Below are 15,928 nucleotides of genomic sequence, written 5' to 3' on the forward strand. Positions count from 1 at the left end.
GGCTAGGCGGCCAGCGTGCCCGGCATCACGGCGCGGGGGCCGAACTTCGCCCGCGCCCGGTCCGCGACCTCCTCGATCCTGCGCACCTTCTCGTCCACCGGGTCGAAGGTGAGCTGGTGGGAGGCCCGCTCGGCGGGGGCGAGGCCCTCCGCGCGCAACGCGATCGCGCGGACCCGGGCGCGCTGGAGGCCGAGCGCCTCGTACATGCCGTACGCCACCGTGGTGAGCGCGGGCGAGTGGGCGGTCGGTTCGGGGAGGGTGCGGGTGCGGGTGGTGGCGTCGGGGGTCCCCCCGCTCGGGCCCGGCCGGGAGTGCGGGAGGCCGGCGTAGCGCACGGTGAGCGTGAGGCTCCGGCAGACCTGGTCGAGGGCGCGCAGCCGGCCGCCCAGTTCCTCCGCGGCGGAGAGCAGGGCCCGGCGGTGCCGGCCGGGGTCCAGTTCGTCGCGGGTGAAGGGGCGTTCGGTCGCCAGGAGGGTGGTGCCCCCGCCCGGGCGGAGCCGGGAGTGGGGGAGGGAGACGGCGTCGGGGACGACCCGGCCGCGGTCCATGCCGTTCGCCTTCTCGTGCAGTTCCCGCCCGGCCCTCGCGCCCACCAGCCGCTGGAGCGTGGACAGCGGGGCGGCGGCGACCCGGCCGAGGGTGTCGAGGCCGTACTCGCACAGGGTGCGGGCGGTCCTGGTGCCGACGCCGGGCAGCGCGACGACGGGCTGGCCGGCGAGGAACTCCCGCACCTCCTCCGCGGCCACCGCGCGGGTCCGCCCCGGCCGGGCGTCCCGCTGGGCCATGCGGGCCAGCATCGGGCCCGGCCCGGCGCCGATCACGCAGTCGACGCCGTGCAGGGCGAGGGCACGCACCCGGATCACCGAGGCCAGTTCGAGGGCGGTGCGTCCGAAGTACCGTTCGGCGCCGCGCAGATCGGCCAGCGCCCCGTCCGGCGGCAGGGCCTGCACGACGGGGGTGAACCCCTCCAGCAGGCCGAGCAGCCCCGGCAGGGCCGTCTCGTACATCGGAGGCAGCTGGAAACGTACGCAGAGAACGGTCATCCCGCACTTCCCGGACTCCGGTGCCACAACTTCCTTCCCACCGCGGACCCTTCGCCCGCGGGGCGCAGATCGGCCCAGGGGTGCATCTCGTACCCCGTGGGCATGCGGATGGTTCTGTCCTCCATCGGGTCCCGGGCCGCGGAACCGGCCGGCGCGGGCCGTCCGTCCGACCCGGCGAGCCGCCTGCGGGCCGGGCCCTCCTCGTCGTCGGCGGCCCCGGAACCCGCGCCGGCCGGCCCGGCGAGCCGCGCGGCGACCCCCTCCAGACCCTCCTCCCGGCGGACCTCCAGCAGGTCGGCGAGGTTCCAGGCGGCGGAGCCCACCACGCTGAAACTGCGCGGGCCCCGGCGCTGCACCACCCCGCGCACCAGCAGCAGCCAGGAGTGGAAGACGGTGTGGGCGCAGGTGTCGTGGGAGTCGTCGAAGAAGGCGAGGTCGACCAGGCCGGTGCCGTCGTCCAGGGTGGAGAAGATGACCCGCTTGCCGGAGCGGATGGGCGGGGTCTGGGTGGCCGCCTTGGCGCCCGCGACCAGCACGGTGTCCCCGTGCCGTGCCTCGCGCAGCCGCCGCGCGGAGACCACGCCCAGTTCCTGGAGGAAGGTCCCGTGGTCGTCCATCAGATGGCGGGAGGCGTCCATGGACAGCACGCCCAGTTCGGCGCTGAGCTTCTCCGGCTCGGTGAGGTCGGGCAGCCCCGCCGGGGCGGTCCTCCGGCCACCGGACAGGGGGAGCTGGTCGCCGCGTCCGCCGCGGGCGCCCCGGTGCAGTTCGGTCAGGTGCAGTTGCAGGTCACGGCGGTTGGCGCCGAACGCGTCCAGCGCGCCGACCTGGGCCAGGCGTCCGGCGAGCGGGCGGCTGGGGCGGGCCCGCTCCCAGAAGTCGAGCAGGGAGGCGTACGGCTGCCCCTCGGCGATCCGGGTGGCCTCGGCCTCGCTGATGCCGTGCACGTCGGAGAGCGCCAGCCGCAGTCCCCACACCTCCCGCGCCCCCTCCGGTTCCTTCGGCCCCTGCGGTCCCTTCAGCTCCTTCGGCTCCTTCGGCTCCTTCGATTCAGACACCAGTTCGATCCGGTGTGCGACCCCCGACTTGTTCACGTCCAGCGGCAGCACCGGGACACCGCGCCGCCGCGCGTCCGCCAGCAGCAGCCGCTTCGGGTACATCCCGGGGTCGTGGGTGAGCAGTCCCGCGTAGAAGGCGGCCGGGTGGTGCGCCTTCAGCCACGCCGACTGGTACGTCGGCACGGCGAAGGCGACCGCGTGCGCCTTGCAGAATCCGTAGGAACCGAAGGCCTCGACGATCTCCCAGGTCCGCTGAATCGTCTCCGCGTCGTAGCCCCGGGCCGCCGCGTGCTGGGCGAACCACACCTTGATCCGCCCCTGCGACTCCGGGTCGGACAGCCCGCGCCGCACCCGGTCCGCCTCGCCGCGCCCGCAGCCGGTCAGCACCGAGACGATGTCGATGACCTGCTCGTGGAAGACGACGACCCCGTAGGTCCCCTTCAGCGTCTCCTCCAGGTCCGGGTGCGGGTAGCGCACCGGCGCCCGTCCGTGCCGGGCCTCGATGAACGGCCGCACCATGTCGGCGGCGACCGGTCCGGGCCGGAAGAGGGAGATGTCGACGACCAGGTCGTGGAAGGTCGACGGCTGGAGCCGCCCGACCAGGTCCCGCTGTCCCGGGGACTCGATCTGGAAGCAGCCGAGCGTCTCGGTGGACCGGATGAGCCCGTACGTCTCCGGGTCGCCCTCCGGCACCGCGTCCAGGTCGATCCGCTCCCCCGTCGCCCGCCGCACCTCGGTGACCGCGTGCGCCATCGCCGACTGCATCCGCACGCCCAGCACGTCGAGCTTGAGCAGTCCGAGGTCCTCCACGTCGTCCTTGTCGAACTGCGCCATGGGGAAGCCCTCCCCGCTGGTCGGCATGACCGGCGTACGGGTGAGGAGGGAGGCGTCGGACAGCAGGACGCCGCAGGGGTGCATGGCGACACCGCGCGGGAGCGCGTCGAGGGCCTCGACCAGCTCCCACAGCCTGCCGTACCTCTCCTTCTCCCCCGCCAGCTCCCGCAGTTCCGGCAGCTCGTCGAGCGCCGCGCGGGCGTCGCGGGCGCGGATGTGCGGGAAGGACTTGGCGACCCGGTCGATCTCGGCCGGGTCCATGGACAGCGCCGCCCCGACGTCACGGATGGCGTGCCGCACCCGGTACGTCTCCGGCATGGCGATGGTGGCGACCCGCTCGGTGCCGAACCGGCCGATGATCGCGCGGTAGACCTCGAGACGGCGCGCCGACTCCACGTCGATGTCGATGTCGGGCAGCACGACCCGTTCCTTGGACAGGAAGCGTTCCATCAGCAGCCCGTGCTCGACCGGGTCGGCGTGCGCGATGCCGAGGACGTGGTTGACCAGGGAGCCGGCGCCGGATCCGCGCGCGGCCACCCGGATGCCCATGTGCCGGATGTCGTCGACGACCTGGGAGACGGTGAGGAAGTAGGAGGCGAAGCCGTGGTGGGCGATGATGTCCAGCTCCTGGTGCATACGCTCCCAGTACTCCCGGCGGCCCGCGTACCCGCGCAGCACCATGCCCGCCGCCGCGCGGGAGGCCAGCGCCCGCTGGGCGGTGCGGCGGCCGGCGCCGACGAGGTGCGGTTCGGGGAAGTGGACGCTGCCCATGCCGAGGTCGTCCTCGGGGTCGACCAGGCACTCGGCGGCCGTGGCCTGTGTCTGCTCCAGCAGCCTGAGGGCGGTCTCGCGCCGGAAGCCCGCGGCCTCGACGATCCGCCCGGCCGCCTCCAGCATGGCGCCCTGGTCCTTGATCCATGCCTCGCCGGAGTCCAGGCCTCCGGCCGGGTCGACGGGGACCAGCCGCCGGGCGGCGTCCAGCACGTCGGCGACCGGACCGAGGCCGGGGTCGGCGTAGCGGACGGCGTTGCTCAGCACGGGCCGGACGCCCTGTTCGGCGGCGAAGCCCAGGGTGCGGGCGGCCAGCCGCAGGGAGCCGGGGCCGGTGCCCCGGCGTCCGTGCCAGACGGCTTCCAGGCGCAGGGCGTCACCGTAGCGCTCCCGCCAGGGGGCGAGCAGCCGGGCGGCGCGGTCGGGGCGGCCCGCGGCGAGGGCGCGGCCGATGTCGGAGTCGGGGCCGAGCAGGACGGTCAGGCCGTCGGCGTGGTTGTCCTCCCAGGACAGCAGCGGGAGCCCTTCGTGGGTGTGGGCGGCGGAGACCAGGCGGCACAGGCCGGCCCAGCCGCGGGCGCCGTCCCGGGCGAGGAAGGTGACCCGCGGGGCCGACTCGTCGATGAAGGCGCCCCCGCGCACCGGGGTGCGGCGCCGGTCCTGCCGCACGGCCCCGGCCCCGCGTACGTCCGGGGTGGCCGCGGGGGCCGCGACCGCCAGTTCCGCGCCGAACAGCGGGCGGACCCCGGCCTTCGCGCAGGCCTTGGCGAAGCGGACGGATCCGGCCAGGGTGTCGCGGTCGGTGAGGGCGAGGGCGTCCATGCCCCGCTCCGAGGCGCGCTCGGCCAGCCGCTCCGGGTGGGAGGCGCCGTAGCGCAGGGAGAACCCGGAGACGGTGTGCAGATGCGTGAACCCCGGCACACGCACCTCCCGCACTCGTGAGCCACGATCGACTCTCGAACAATTGTTCCCAGCTACCTCACCCCCACCATAGACCAATTCTCGAATACGTGTGCGACATCCGTGCCACCCCTCCCACCTGCCCGAACACCCCGGAACGCACGAAAATCCCGCCCCTCCGTGACGGAGGGGCGGGACGTCGTGACGAGGCGTGCTCAGCCGATCTGCGTACCGGTGGCCGACAGGGCCTCCGTCACCGGCTGGAAGAAGGTCGTGCCGCCCGAGGCGCAGTCGCCGCTGCCGCCCGAGGTGAGACCGACCGCGCTGCTGCCCGAGAAGAGCGAGCCGCCGCTGTCGCCGGGCTCGGCGCACACGTCGGTCTGGATCAGACCGTTGACGATGTCGCCGTTGCCGTAGTTCACGGTGGCGTCCAGACCGGTGACCGTGCCGGAGTGCACCTGGGTCGTGGAGCCGCTGCGGGTGACCTGCATGCCGACGGTGGCCTCCGCGGCGCCGGAGATCGCCTGCGTGGAGCCGTCGTAGAGGTTCACCTCGCTCGGGTGGTCCACGTCGGCGGTGTACTTGACCAGCCCGTAGTCGTCGCCCGGGAAGCTGGACGCCGCGTTCTCGCCGATCACGCCGCCCGAGGAGTCCGACCAGGTGGAGACGGAGTCGGTGCAGTGGCCGGCGGTGAGGAAGTGCGGCTCGCCGCCCTTGGTCACGTTGAAGCCGAGCGAGCAGCGCCCGCCGCCTCCGGTGATGGCGTCACCGCCCGCGACGAAGGGCTTGTACTCCCCCTCGGTGCGCCGGAGTTCGGCCTTGGCGCCCAGCGAGTCGACGACCTTCCCCAGCTCGGCCCACTCCGCCTCGGAGACGGTGCGGTCCGCGGTGACGACGACCTTGTTCGTGGTGGGGTCGGTCACCCAGGCGGTGCCCGGGATGGTGGCGTCCTGCTTCAGTGCGGTGTGCGCGCTCTTCAGCTCGGCCAGGGAGTGCGCCACGACTCTCGCCCTGGCGCCGGCCGACTCGACGGTCTCGGCGGCGTCCTCGTCGAGCACGTTCACCACGAGGCTCTTGCTCTTGGCGTCGTAGTACGTTCCCGCCGCGTCGGCGCCCAGGTCCCGGGCGAGGGTCGAGGCGAGCTTTCCGGCCGCCTGGACCGAGAGCGTCCGGGGCTCCGCGTCCGCCGGGACCTCGCTGGCGTTCGCGGTCTGGAAGGTGACAGCGCCCGCGGCCAGCGCGGCGATGCCCGCACCCGCCACGACCGCACGTCGCCCGGGTATGCGTCGGTGCTTCAACTTACGTCCTCCTGTGGGGGGGACGGTCCGGAGGGTTGTGGGGACCTCACCGGACCGGAAGGCGTACGGCGACGGGGGCAGAACACGAAAGAAGCCACGCCCGTGCCGGTCGAACGGCGCCCACTCTTCCGAACCTCACAGGGGGCACACAAGGTCGACTTCCGGACGCGCGCACGGCAACGACCCTGCGCCCTCTATGTCCTGACTGGTCATGGACACGCGGGCGGGGTTCGCACTGCGAACGCTGCGAAGGAGGGGCCGCCGGTCCAGACCATAAGATCGACCGTTGGCTTGAAATCGCCCCTTCGTGGCCTCGTCGCACACGGCCGCGGAGGGCCGGTAGTTGGGTCCGCGCCCCTGGCGCGACGGCCGCCGGGGGCGGCCCGCGGGGGGCCTGACAGGAGCGAGCCCCCGCACGCGGAGTCGCGTGCGGGGGCTCGTCGTCGTACAGCCGCCGTGGGGCCGGCGGAGCGGGGCGCGTCCTAGTAGAGGCTGACCCCGTAGGCGCTCAGGGCCTCGGTCACCGGCTGGAAGAAGGTCGTGCCGCCGGAGGAGCAGTTGCCGCTGCCGCCGGAGGTCAGACCGTACGCGGTGCCGTTGCTGCCGTAGAGCGAGCCGCCGGAGTCGCCCGGCTCGGCGCAGACCGTGGTCTGGATGAGGCCGGAGACGACGTCGCCGCCGCCGTAGTTGACGGTGGCGTTCAGGGCGGTCACCCGGCCGCTGCGCGTGCCCGTGGTGGAGCCGTCACGGATGACGGTGGTGCCCACGCTCGGGGTGGCCGCACGGGTGATGTCCACGCCGTTCGCGGTGCCGGGACGGCTGACGGAACCGGTGTAGCGCACGATGCCGTAGTCGTTGCCCGGGAAGCTGGTGCCGGCGGTCGAGCCGAGGACCGTGGTCCGGCTGGAGTTGCCGTACCAGGTGCCCGCACCCTCGGTGCAGTGACCGGCCGTCAGGAAGTACTCGGCGCCGCTGCTGGAGCGGACGTTGAAGCCGAGGGAGCAGCGGCCGCTGTTCGAGTAGATGGCGTCGCCGCCCTGGATGAGCTTGGTGAACTTGCCCGGGGTGCGCTTGACGCTGATCGCCCCGGCGTCGTCCCCGGCCTGCTGCTTGATCTTGTTGATCTCGGCCTGGGAGACGGTGCTGTCGACGGTGACGACGACCCGGTTGGTCTTGCTGTCGACGGCCCAGGCGGTGCCCGGGATGTCGGCCTCCAGCACCGAGCCGCTGACGCCCTTGAGCTCGGCGGAACTGAAGGTACTGGGGGCTTCGGCCGCGTTCGCGCTGGGGATCGCGATCGCGGCAGCGGCCACGAGGCCGGTGGATACGGCGATCAGCCGAGTCCGTCTCGAGATGCCGCTGCGGGGGGTGGTGCGCTTGATCCTCACTTCTCGTTCCTCCACAAAGGAAGTAGGGGGCCCTCGTGGGGTTGTGGGCCCGTGAGGCGCAGTCAGCCGGCCACGCGTCCGGATTCCGAACACGTCGTGCCCCTGACAAGCGCTGGACGTGAGTATTCGGCCGACCGACCGTTCGGCGCAAGAGTGCCTTTCGGCCGTCAACCTTTGAACCATGTAGGAGATTTGACCCACGCGCGGAAGCGCGTTACCAGCGGTCACAGGCTTCTGACGACCGGCCGAACGGCCGCGCGGTGTCCGGAAGTCGCCCCTCCGCTTGCCCGGCGTCCGCTAGCAGCCGTCGCAGGGGCAGCAGCAGTCGCACCCGTCGCAGTCGCACTTGTGGCAACAGCCTTCACGCTGCTTACGGGACCACGGCCCCTCGTACTCCGTGGCGCAGCACAGCTTGCAGGTGCAGCACAGCAGCCAGAACATCCCGCACCCGGCCCAGAATCCACGCCGCCCGCGCGGGGGCTGCGCGGCCGGACCGGGGCCGGAGTCCCCGAAGCCGCCACCCCCGCCACCGCTCCCCCCGCCGGGCACTCCCCCACCACCGGCGTACGGGTTCCCGCCACCGTACGGAGCGCCGGCGTACGGGTTCCCGCCACCGTACGGAGGCTGCGGCGGCGGGTCGTGGGGCCCGGGCCCGTGCGAGGCGCAGACGGGCACCGTGCCGAACGCCCGGTCCACCGACCGCCGCACCTCGTGCACGAGCAGCAGGTGCGCGAGCCCGGCGTCCGCGAACTCCACCTCGCGCAGGGCGAGCCGGATGCCGTGCACCGCGTCGTCGGCGAGCCGGCGGGCCTCCACGAGCGAGGTGCCGGTGGCGGTGAGCGGGTTCCAGGCTCCGGAGGCGGCGTCGGCCTGCCGGTCCTCCACCGCGTCCAGCAGGTGCGCGAGGCGCCCGAAGAGACGCCCGGCCTCCGCGAGCGGTGCGGCGTTGCGCGGCCGGCCGGCGAGCACGGCGGTGTGCGCGAAGGCCGCCGCGGTCGCGGTCTCGGTGGGTTCGGTCACGGTGAGCACCGGGGTGCCGGGCCCGGCGAGCGTCTCGATCCCGGTCTGCCGGTCCACGGCGTCGAGCAGCACGGCCGTGTCGAAGCCGACGTCCGAACCGGTCCGCGCCCCGGCCCGGTCCCAGCCCGCCGCGACCCGGCGCGCGGCGAGCGCCACCGGCCCGCGCGCCAGCAGTCCGTCACCGTCGGCGACATGGTCGCGCATCTTGGCGGAGGCCAGCACGAGGGAGACCGCTGCCGCGAGCCGCGCCCCCTCACCGTGTGCGACGGACGCGGTGCGCATGCCGCGCAGCGGGCAGGGTCCCGCGGTGCGCCGTCCCGCCTCCGCGGCACCGGACTGAGCCTCCGTCAGGACGGATATCAGCAGCCCGTCGTAATTGGTGACGATGCGCGCGAGCTGACCGTGGTCCCCGCGCAACGCGAGGCACAGCCCGCACAAATGGGCCGTCCACTGGGCGGTGAGCTTCTCCCCGAGCCGGTGCCGACACGGCCTGACCATTCCGAACACGACGTTCCCCCGTGCAGTTGTACGACAAAGCCGCCGCATCGTACCGGCCGACGCGTTCACCCGTCCGTACCCCTCATCACCCGGACGCCGAGAAGAATCATATTTCACTCACAGTCAGCAGCCGTTTGCGTCACGACCCTTGGGAAACACGGACTCTCGACGGATCCGCTGTGCACCAGTAGCGTCACAAACCCCCCGCGCGGCGTCTATCCACTTGGCGCGCCATCCGCATCATGGACGACCATAGGGGTGCGGAAAGCAGAAGGACCGCTGTGAGAGGAGGCGTCCATGGGATCGGTACGCAAGGCAAGTGCCTGGCTTGGCCTCGTCGACGACAACGAAGACGAGCGTTACTACGACGACGACTACTCCGACGGGCCCGAGACCGGGGAGGCCTGGGTCACCGATCCGCGGGTCAAGGTCGCCTCGGACGTCGCCGAGGAGAAGGGCCGCCGGATCGGCACGGTGACCCCGGACAGCTTCCGGGACGCCCGCGCCATCGGCGAGCTGTTCCGCGAGGGCGTTCCCGTCATCATGAACCTCACGGCCATGGACGCCGGTGACGCCAAGCGCGTCGTCGACTTCGCGGCGGGCCTCATCTTCGGCCTGCGCGGTTCCATCGAGCGGGTCTCCAACCGGGTGTTCCTGCTCAGCCCGGCCGACACCGAGGTCGTCAGCGGCGAGCCGGCCGCGCACCGTTCCGACGGCTTCTTCAACCAGAGCTGAGGCGGGGCCGCGCGCCGGCCCCGCCTCCGCGTGAGGTCCTCCGCGGCCGGGTCTACCGGAAGGCGTCGATTCCGGTGAGCGCCTTGCCCAGCACCAGTTGGTGCATCTCGACGGTGCCCTCGTAGGTGAGCACCGATTCCAGGTTCGTCGCGTGCCGCATCACCGGGTACTCGAGCGAGATCCCGTTGGCGCCGAGGATCGTGCGGGCCGTGCGGCAGATGTCGATGGCCTCGCGGACGTTGTTGAGCTTGCCGAAGCTGACCTGCTCGGGACGCAGGCGGCCGGCGTCCATGCGCCGCCCCAGGTGGTGGGCGAGCAGAATCCCCTTGTGCAGTTCGACCGCCATGTCGGCGAGCTTGGCCTGGGTGAGCTGGAACCCGCCGATGGGCCGCCCGAACTGCTCCCGCGTCCTCGCGTAGTCGACCGCCGCCTCGAAGGAGCTCCGCGCGGCGCCCATCGCACCCCAGACGATCCCGTACCGGGCGTGCGAGAGACAGCTCAGCGGGCCCTTGAGCCCGGTCACCCCCGGCAGCACCGCGTCGGCCGGCAGCCGTACGTCGTCCATGACCAGCTCGCTGGTGACGGAGGCGCGCAGGGACCACTTGTGCCTGATCTCCGGCGCCGAGAACCCGGCGCTGTCGGTGGGCACGGCGAAGCCGCGGATCCCCTCGTCGGTCCGCGCCCACACCACCGCGACCCCGGCCACGGATCCGTTGGTGATCCACATCTTGCGCCCGTTCAGCACCCAGTCGGTGCCGTCCCTCCTGGCGTGGGTGCGCATCGAGCCCGGGTCGGAGCCGATGTCGGGTTCGGTGAGCCCGAAGCAGCCGATGACCTCGCCGGACGCCATCCGGGGCAGCCACTGCCGCTTCTGCTCCTCACTGCCGAAGCGGTGGATGGCGTACATGGCGAGCGAGCCCTGCACGGAGACCAGGGAGCGGATCCCGGAGTCGGCCGCCTCCAGTTCCAGACAGGCGAGCCCGTACTGCACGGCGCTCGCGCCCGCGCAGCCGTAGCCGTCGAGGGACATGCCGAGCGCGCCGATCCCGCCGAGCTCCCGGGCCAGCTCCCGGATGCCGGGCAGCTCGCCCTTCTCGTACCAGTCGGCGACGTACGGCAGCACCCGGTCCGCGGCCCAGTCACGCACCGTGTCCCGGACCGCCAGGTCCTCCGGCTCCAGCAGGTCGTCGAGGCCAAGGGGGTCGGCGGGGTCGAAGGGAGGCAACTTCGCGGACGCGGACATGGGACACCCTCCGGGGCTGATCCGGGAACTCCGGGACATCAACTAGCACTGCTAGTCACGGCTCGGGGCGACGTTACGACGCGGCCCCCCGCACGTCCACCCCGGCCGGGCGGGCGCGGCTCACACCTTCACCCCGGCGCCGCGCGGCTCCAGGGCCTCCCGCGGCGCGGGCACCTCGACGGGCGCCGTCTCACCGCTCATCGCCCGCGGCAGCCTGAGCGCGATCGCCGCCCCGAGCAGCAGCAGGCCCGCGCTGACCAGCAGGGTCACGTGCAGCCCGTGCACGAAGGAGTCGCGGGCCGCCTGCCGCAGGGCCTGACCGGCGGGCCCGCCGAGCCCGGCCGCCACCTCGTGCGCCTCACCGAGCGAGTGCGCCGCCGCGGCGGAGGCCCCGTCGGGCACCCCGGGCACACCGGCGACGCCGGGCGCGTAGGCCGCGTTCATGACGCTGCCGAGGAGCGCGATCCCGATCCCGGCGCCGAGCTGGTAGGAGGTCTCGCCGATCGCCGCCGCCCCGCCGGCCTGCTGCGGCGGGGCCTCGCTGAGCATCGACTCGTAGGCGCCGAACAGGGTGGTCTCCAGGCCGAAGCCGAGCAGGACGAAGCCGGTAAGCAGCAGCGGGGCGTTGTCCTGCCCGCCCATCGCGGTCAGCAGCACCACCGCCGCCGCCGTGAGGCAGAAGCCGGCGCTGACCATGCGGCGCGGGCCGAACCGGCGCAGCATGCGCGCGCCCGCCAGTCCCGCGGCCATCGCCGCGACGGTCAGCGGCACCAGGCGCAGCCCGGTCTCCAGCGGGGAGAGGCCCAGCACCAGCTGGAGGTACTGGGCGGCGATCAGTTCCAGGCCCACCAGGGCGAGCATGGCCAGCACGATGCAGCCCACCGAGGTGCTGAACGCCGGCCGGGTGAACATCCGCAGGTCGACCAGCGGATGCGCGCGGCGCCGCTGCCGGCGCACGAAGGCGGTGAGCAGTCCGGCGCCGGCGACGAGCGGCAGGACGGTCCAGACGCCGGCGGCGGGGTCACCGCCGCCGAGCCGCTTCACGCCGAGGACCAGGGCGAACAGCCCGGCGGCGGCCATCAGCGCGCCGGCCACGTCCCAGGGGACCCGGCCCTCGCCCCTGGACTCCGGCAGCACGAGCCGTCCCACCGGGAGACTGACCAGCATCAGCGGGATGTTGACCAGGAACACCGAGCCCCACCAGAAGTGCTCCAGCAGGAAGCCCCCGACCAGCGGCCCGGCCGCCGCGCCCACGGCGGCGACGGCGCTCCAGATGCCGATGGCCAGCGCCCTCTCGCGCCGGTCCGGGAAGACCTGGCGCAGGATCGAGAGCGTGGCGGGCATGATCATCGCGCCGCCGACGCCGAGCAGCGCCCGCGCCAGGATCAGCGTCTGGGCGCTGTCCGCGAGGGCGGCCATACCGGAGGCGACACCGAACAGGGCGTAGCCGAGCAGGAGGACCCGTCTGCGGCCGACCCGGTCGCCCAGGGTGCCGAAGAGGATCAGCAGCGAGGCGCAGACCAAGGGGTAGGCGTCAACGATCCAGAGCAGCTCCACCGCGCCGGGCCTGAGGTCCTCGGTGACGGCGGGGACCGCCACGTGCAGCACGGTGGCGTCGACGGCGACCAGCAGCAGGCTGACGCAGAGGACGACGAGCACCACCCAGCGGTTGGCACCGGCCCCGGCCGCCCGACGGCGCAGCGCGGCGGCGGCCGTGGTCGTCCCGGACATGTACACGTACCTCCCAGATGTTCCCTCGCGATCGGCGGGCTCACGGGGTGGGGGACTCCCCCGTGACTCGGCCGGGGAGGAGCGGTGGTCCCCGGCCCGCGCAGCGAACGGCGAGTGACACGTCAGAGTACGCGAGTGGACGCCGGGGTCGAGTGACGGGCCTCTCACAGTTCCGGCCGACGGGTGTGGCGTGCACCACTCCCCTGCCCCGCCGCGCACGCCGGGCGGGCGGACCGGTTCCGCGCCGGGTCGATAATCGGGCCCGTGAACGATCTCGACACGCGCGCCCTCCCGGCCCGCCCCGGAGCACTGCGGCGGGCCGCTCCCGCCCTCCTCGGGTACGCCGCCGTGCGCGCCCTGGGCCTGGTCGTGCTGGCCCTGTGGAGCGAGGCGCGCGGGAAGAGCGCGTACACCCTGCTGACCGCCCGCTGGGACGCGCTCTGGTACACGCGCGTCGCCGAGCTGGGCTACGGCTACGAGGTGCGGCTGCCGAACGGAGACGTGCACTCCAACCTGGCGTTCTTCCCGCTGCTGCCGTGGCTGGAGCGGCTGGTGGCGGCCGTCTCCCCGCTGTCGTACGCCGACGCGGGGTTCCTGGTCGCCGTCCTGGCCTCGCTCGCCGCGGCCTGGGGGATCTTCGCCGTGGCCGACCACGTGTACGGGCCCCGGGCCGGGATGTACGCGGTGCTGCTGTGGGCGGTGCTGCCGGTCGGGATCGTGCAGTCGATGGCGTACAGCGAGTCCCTGTTCACCGCACTCGCCGCGTGGTCGCTGTACGCCGTGCTGACCGGCCGCTGGGTGACCGCGGGCCTCCTCGCGGGTCTGGCGGGCCTGACCCGGCCGGTGGGGATGGCGGTGGTCGCGGCCGTGTGGGCGGCGGGCGTCGCCGCCTTCCTGCGCGAACGCGCCGGTTCGGGGCGCGACGGCGAACGCGGGGGCACCCCCTTCGGGCACGGTCGCAGCGCGCCGGTGCCGGACGGCGCGCGGGCCGGGGAACGCGCCGGTGTCCCCGCGACCGCCCCGCGCGCGCCCGTGCCGGACGGCGCCCCGCTCCCACCGGGCGCCCCCGGTGACCGCCCGCGCCGGATCGCCGGCATGCTCCTCGCGCCCCTGGGAGCCGCCGGTTACGTCCTGTGGGTGGGGCACCGGACCGGGGAGGGACCGCTGGGGTATCTGGAGGTGCAGGCCGGATGGCGGAACGGGTTCGACGGCGGATACGCCTTCGCCCGCTTCGTCGCGGGCAGGTTCACGTCCTTCCCGTCCGCCCTGGCCGGGCTCGCGCTGGTGCTCGGCGTCGCCCTCGTGGTGTGGCTGTACGTGGTCTGCGTACGGCAGCGCCAGCCCCTGCCCCTGCTGGTGTACGCCGGGGTCGTCACCGCGCTCGCCCTCTGCGCCTCGAGCTACTTCGGCTCCAAGCCGCGGCTGCTGCTGCCCGCCTTCCCCCTGCTGCTGCCCCTCGCGGCGGCCCTGGCCCGGGCACGGCCGCCCCGGCCGGTGCTGGTGGTGGGCGCGATCGCGGTCGCCTCCGCCGTGTACGGGGCCTTCTGGCTGAACGGTTCCGGCCCGCCCTGACCGCCCGGACGGCCGACGAGCGCCGGGGGAATTCGGCACCAGGCCGTGGTGAACGAATTCAAAAGCGCGATAAAACCCCCGCCCCGAATGATCAAAAGAATTGAAGTCCGGAGCGTGGATTCGCCGGAAATAAGGGTTCTCCTGAGAGCAATCCCACATCACATCGTCATCACAAACAGGCCGATTCGTCGGGGTTCCCCGCTCACTCGCTGTAACGTCGATTGGGTGCGTACCGAACGGAAACACACCCGTCTGGACCGGGTGTTCGCGAGGCTGGACCGTGAGCCGGAACGACCGGCCCACATCGGCATGCCGCGAATGAGCCGGCACCGGACGGTGCTCTTCGGCGCCACCCTGGCCTTCTACGTGGCGATCGTGTGGGCCGTCCTGATCACCTCCTGGCTGGTCCGGCTGGACTGGCAGGTCATGTTCTTCCGCCCCTACCAGCAGTGGCCGGAGCTCCACGCCTTCGTGGACTACTACGTGGTCCTCGGCCAGCGCGGCCCCACCGCCGTGATGGTCACGGCCTGGCTGGGGTGGCGGTCCTGGCGGCAGCACACCCTGCGTCCGCTGCTCGCCCTGGGCGTCTCCCTGCTGCTGCTCAACGTCACCGTGGGTGCCGCGAAGTACGGCATGGGGCGTCTCGGTCCGCACTACGCGACCGAGATCGGTTCGAACGAGATGTGGCTCGGCGGCGATATATTTCCCAGCGGCCACACCGCCAACGCCGTGGTGACCTGGGGCATCCTGGCCTATCTGGCCTCCACCCCGAGAGCCCGGCGCTGGCTGTCCGCCGTGTCCGCGGTGACCTCGCTCGGCGTGGGGCTGTCCACCGTCTACATCGGGACGCACTGGCTGAGCGACGTGGTCCTGGGCTGGGCCGCGGGCCTGCTGATCCTGCTCGCGCTGCCCTGGTTCGAGCCGCTGATCGCCCGCACCGAGAACCGCCTCTTCGCCCTGCGCGACCACTGGCGGGCGCGCCGGCGCCGTCCGGCGGCGGTGGCGGGACCGGTCGGCCGGCCCGTCGTGCTCAGGCCGCTCACCGACCGCGCGGACCCCGCGCCGGGGCCGGTCCCGACCGGGCGCCCGGCCCGGACGCCGGCCTATCTGGCACCCGGCCCGCACACCACGCGCGCGGAACGCTCCCCGGTCACGCCGGCGGGCAGCCGCCGCCCACCGCACCCGGAGCGCCATCCGCGCGGCACGACGTCCGCGACCCGTCCCTGACGGACGGCGCCCGCACCGGCCCCCGCACCCATGGCGACGGCCCCGGTCCCCACGAAGGGACACCGGGGCCGTCGTCGTGTCTCAGCCCTTCCAGGCGCGTGCCACCCGGCCGTCCTTCACCTCGAAGTTCAGCCGGCCGGCGCGGTACTCCATGGTGATGATCGTCCCCGGCGCCAGGGCCCGCACCGTCGACCAGCCGCGCTCGCGCGCGAGGTGCTCGGCCCGGTCGGCGGCGAGGCCGACGTAGGCGTCCGGACTGTCCTGGGGGTCCGCCGGAGGCGTCGGAGTGGGTGCCATACGGCCACGCTATGCCCTGGCCCGGGACCGGGGAAGTCCGCCCCGGGAACGACGGACACCGTCCGCCGGCGGTCACACTTGTGTCACAGGATCACGACAGACGTCCCGGGCGGCCGCCTTCACCCGGATGGACGGATCCGTACGCCTTCCGCAGGTATTCGAACGTAATTCCCGCGTGTCACACCCCGCCGGGACAAAGCCCGGCGGAAAGTGCCGGGGGAAGTGCACCCGGACGCCATTCCTTTTCAGCGCCACGCGGGACCGCGTAAACCCGTCCGCACAAAAAATACTCGTTCTCGTCACAGGACCCGCC

General features: G+C 73.3%; 11 protein-coding genes. 3 read left to right on the forward strand and 8 right to left on the reverse strand.

Features of this window, described 5'->3' with window-relative positions; all coding sequences use genetic code 11:
- Positions 1-2 precede the first annotated feature (2 nt).
- The 5 genes from IE118_RS26280 to IE118_RS26300 form a co-directional block, all read right to left on the reverse strand.
- On the reverse strand, positions 3-1,043 hold the full coding sequence (locus IE118_RS26280; RefSeq protein ID WP_189560521.1) for a DNA polymerase Y family protein: 1,041 nt from the start codon (positions 1,041-1,043) through the stop codon (positions 3-5).
- Positions 1,040-4,627 carry a DNA polymerase III subunit alpha gene (locus tag IE118_RS26285; RefSeq protein ID WP_189560522.1) on the reverse strand — a complete coding sequence of 1,196 codons (3,588 nt, stop codon included), beginning with the start codon at positions 4,625-4,627 and terminating at the stop codon, positions 1,040-1,042. The genes IE118_RS26280 and IE118_RS26285 overlap by 4 nt, the downstream gene beginning before the upstream one ends.
- A gap of 194 nt (positions 4,628-4,821) precedes the next feature.
- Positions 4,822-5,904 carry a S1 family peptidase gene (locus IE118_RS26290; protein ID WP_189560523.1) on the reverse strand — a complete coding sequence of 361 codons (1,083 nt, stop codon included), beginning with the start codon at positions 5,902-5,904 and terminating at the stop codon, positions 4,822-4,824.
- Positions 5,905-6,386: 482 nt separating this feature from the next.
- Positions 6,387-7,292, reverse strand: a complete 906-nt coding sequence (locus IE118_RS26295; RefSeq protein WP_189560524.1) for a S1 family peptidase — start codon at positions 7,290-7,292, stop codon at positions 6,387-6,389.
- Positions 7,293-7,589: 297 nt separating this feature from the next.
- A complete protein-coding gene (locus tag IE118_RS26300) occupies positions 7,590-8,819 on the reverse strand; it encodes a DUF5685 family protein (protein ID WP_189560525.1) in 1,230 nt (409 codons plus the stop codon).
- A gap of 288 nt (positions 8,820-9,107) precedes the next feature.
- On the opposite strand from IE118_RS26300, the gene IE118_RS26305 reads away from it, so the two are divergent.
- Positions 9,108-9,545, forward strand: coding sequence for a cell division protein SepF (locus IE118_RS26305; protein ID WP_037941105.1), 438 nt, complete (start codon positions 9,108-9,110; stop codon positions 9,543-9,545).
- Between the two features lie 52 nt (positions 9,546-9,597).
- Here the strand turns inward: IE118_RS26305 and IE118_RS26310 are convergent, their stop codons facing one another.
- A complete protein-coding gene (locus IE118_RS26310; protein ID WP_189560526.1) occupies positions 9,598-10,788 on the reverse strand; it encodes an acyl-CoA dehydrogenase family protein in 1,191 nt (396 codons plus the stop codon).
- 120 nt (positions 10,789-10,908) lie between these two features.
- The gene (locus tag IE118_RS26315) at positions 10,909-12,519 is read right to left on the reverse strand and encodes an MFS transporter (RefSeq protein ID WP_189560527.1); all 1,611 of its coding nucleotides are present in this window, start codon (positions 12,517-12,519) and stop codon (positions 10,909-10,911) included.
- Between the two features lie 264 nt (positions 12,520-12,783).
- Between IE118_RS26315 and IE118_RS26320 the strand changes: the two genes are divergently transcribed.
- Positions 12,784-14,091, forward strand: coding sequence for a glycosyltransferase family 39 protein (locus tag IE118_RS26320; protein ID WP_189560528.1), 1,308 nt, complete (start codon positions 12,784-12,786; stop codon positions 14,089-14,091).
- A gap of 225 nt (positions 14,092-14,316) precedes the next feature.
- On the forward strand, positions 14,317-15,318 hold the full coding sequence (locus tag IE118_RS26325; RefSeq protein WP_189560529.1) for a phosphatase PAP2 family protein: 1,002 nt from the start codon (positions 14,317-14,319) through the stop codon (positions 15,316-15,318).
- A gap of 81 nt (positions 15,319-15,399) precedes the next feature.
- Here the strand turns inward: IE118_RS26325 and IE118_RS26330 are convergent, their stop codons facing one another.
- Positions 15,400-15,615: an I78 family peptidase inhibitor gene (locus IE118_RS26330; protein WP_189560530.1), complete on the reverse strand. Its 216-nt coding sequence runs from the start codon at positions 15,613-15,615 to the stop codon at positions 15,400-15,402.
- Positions 15,616-15,928 lie beyond the last annotated feature (313 nt).

The organism is Streptomyces pilosus (assembly GCF_014649835.1).
In the GTDB taxonomy this organism is placed as follows: Bacteria; Actinomycetota; Actinomycetes; order Streptomycetales; family Streptomycetaceae; genus Streptomyces; species Streptomyces pilosus.

Bases quoted from the DNA above. Each gene is read 5' to 3' on its own strand.
- IE118_RS26280 (WP_189560521.1), bottom strand. From the start codon at position 1,043: ATGACCGTTCTCTGCGTACGTTTCCAGCTGCCTCCGATGTACGAGACG.
- IE118_RS26305 (WP_037941105.1), top strand. From the start codon at position 9,108: ATGGGATCGGTACGCAAGGCAAGTGCCTGGCTTGGCCTCGTCGACGAC.
- IE118_RS26310 (WP_189560526.1), bottom strand. From the start codon at position 10,788: ATGTCCGCGTCCGCGAAGTTGCCTCCCTTCGACCCCGCCGACCCCCTT.
- IE118_RS26315 (WP_189560527.1), bottom strand. From the start codon at position 12,519: ATGTCCGGGACGACCACGGCCGCCGCCGCGCTGCGCCGTCGGGCGGCC.
- IE118_RS26330 (WP_189560530.1), bottom strand. From the start codon at position 15,615: ATGGCACCCACTCCGACGCCTCCGGCGGACCCCCAGGACAGTCCGGAC.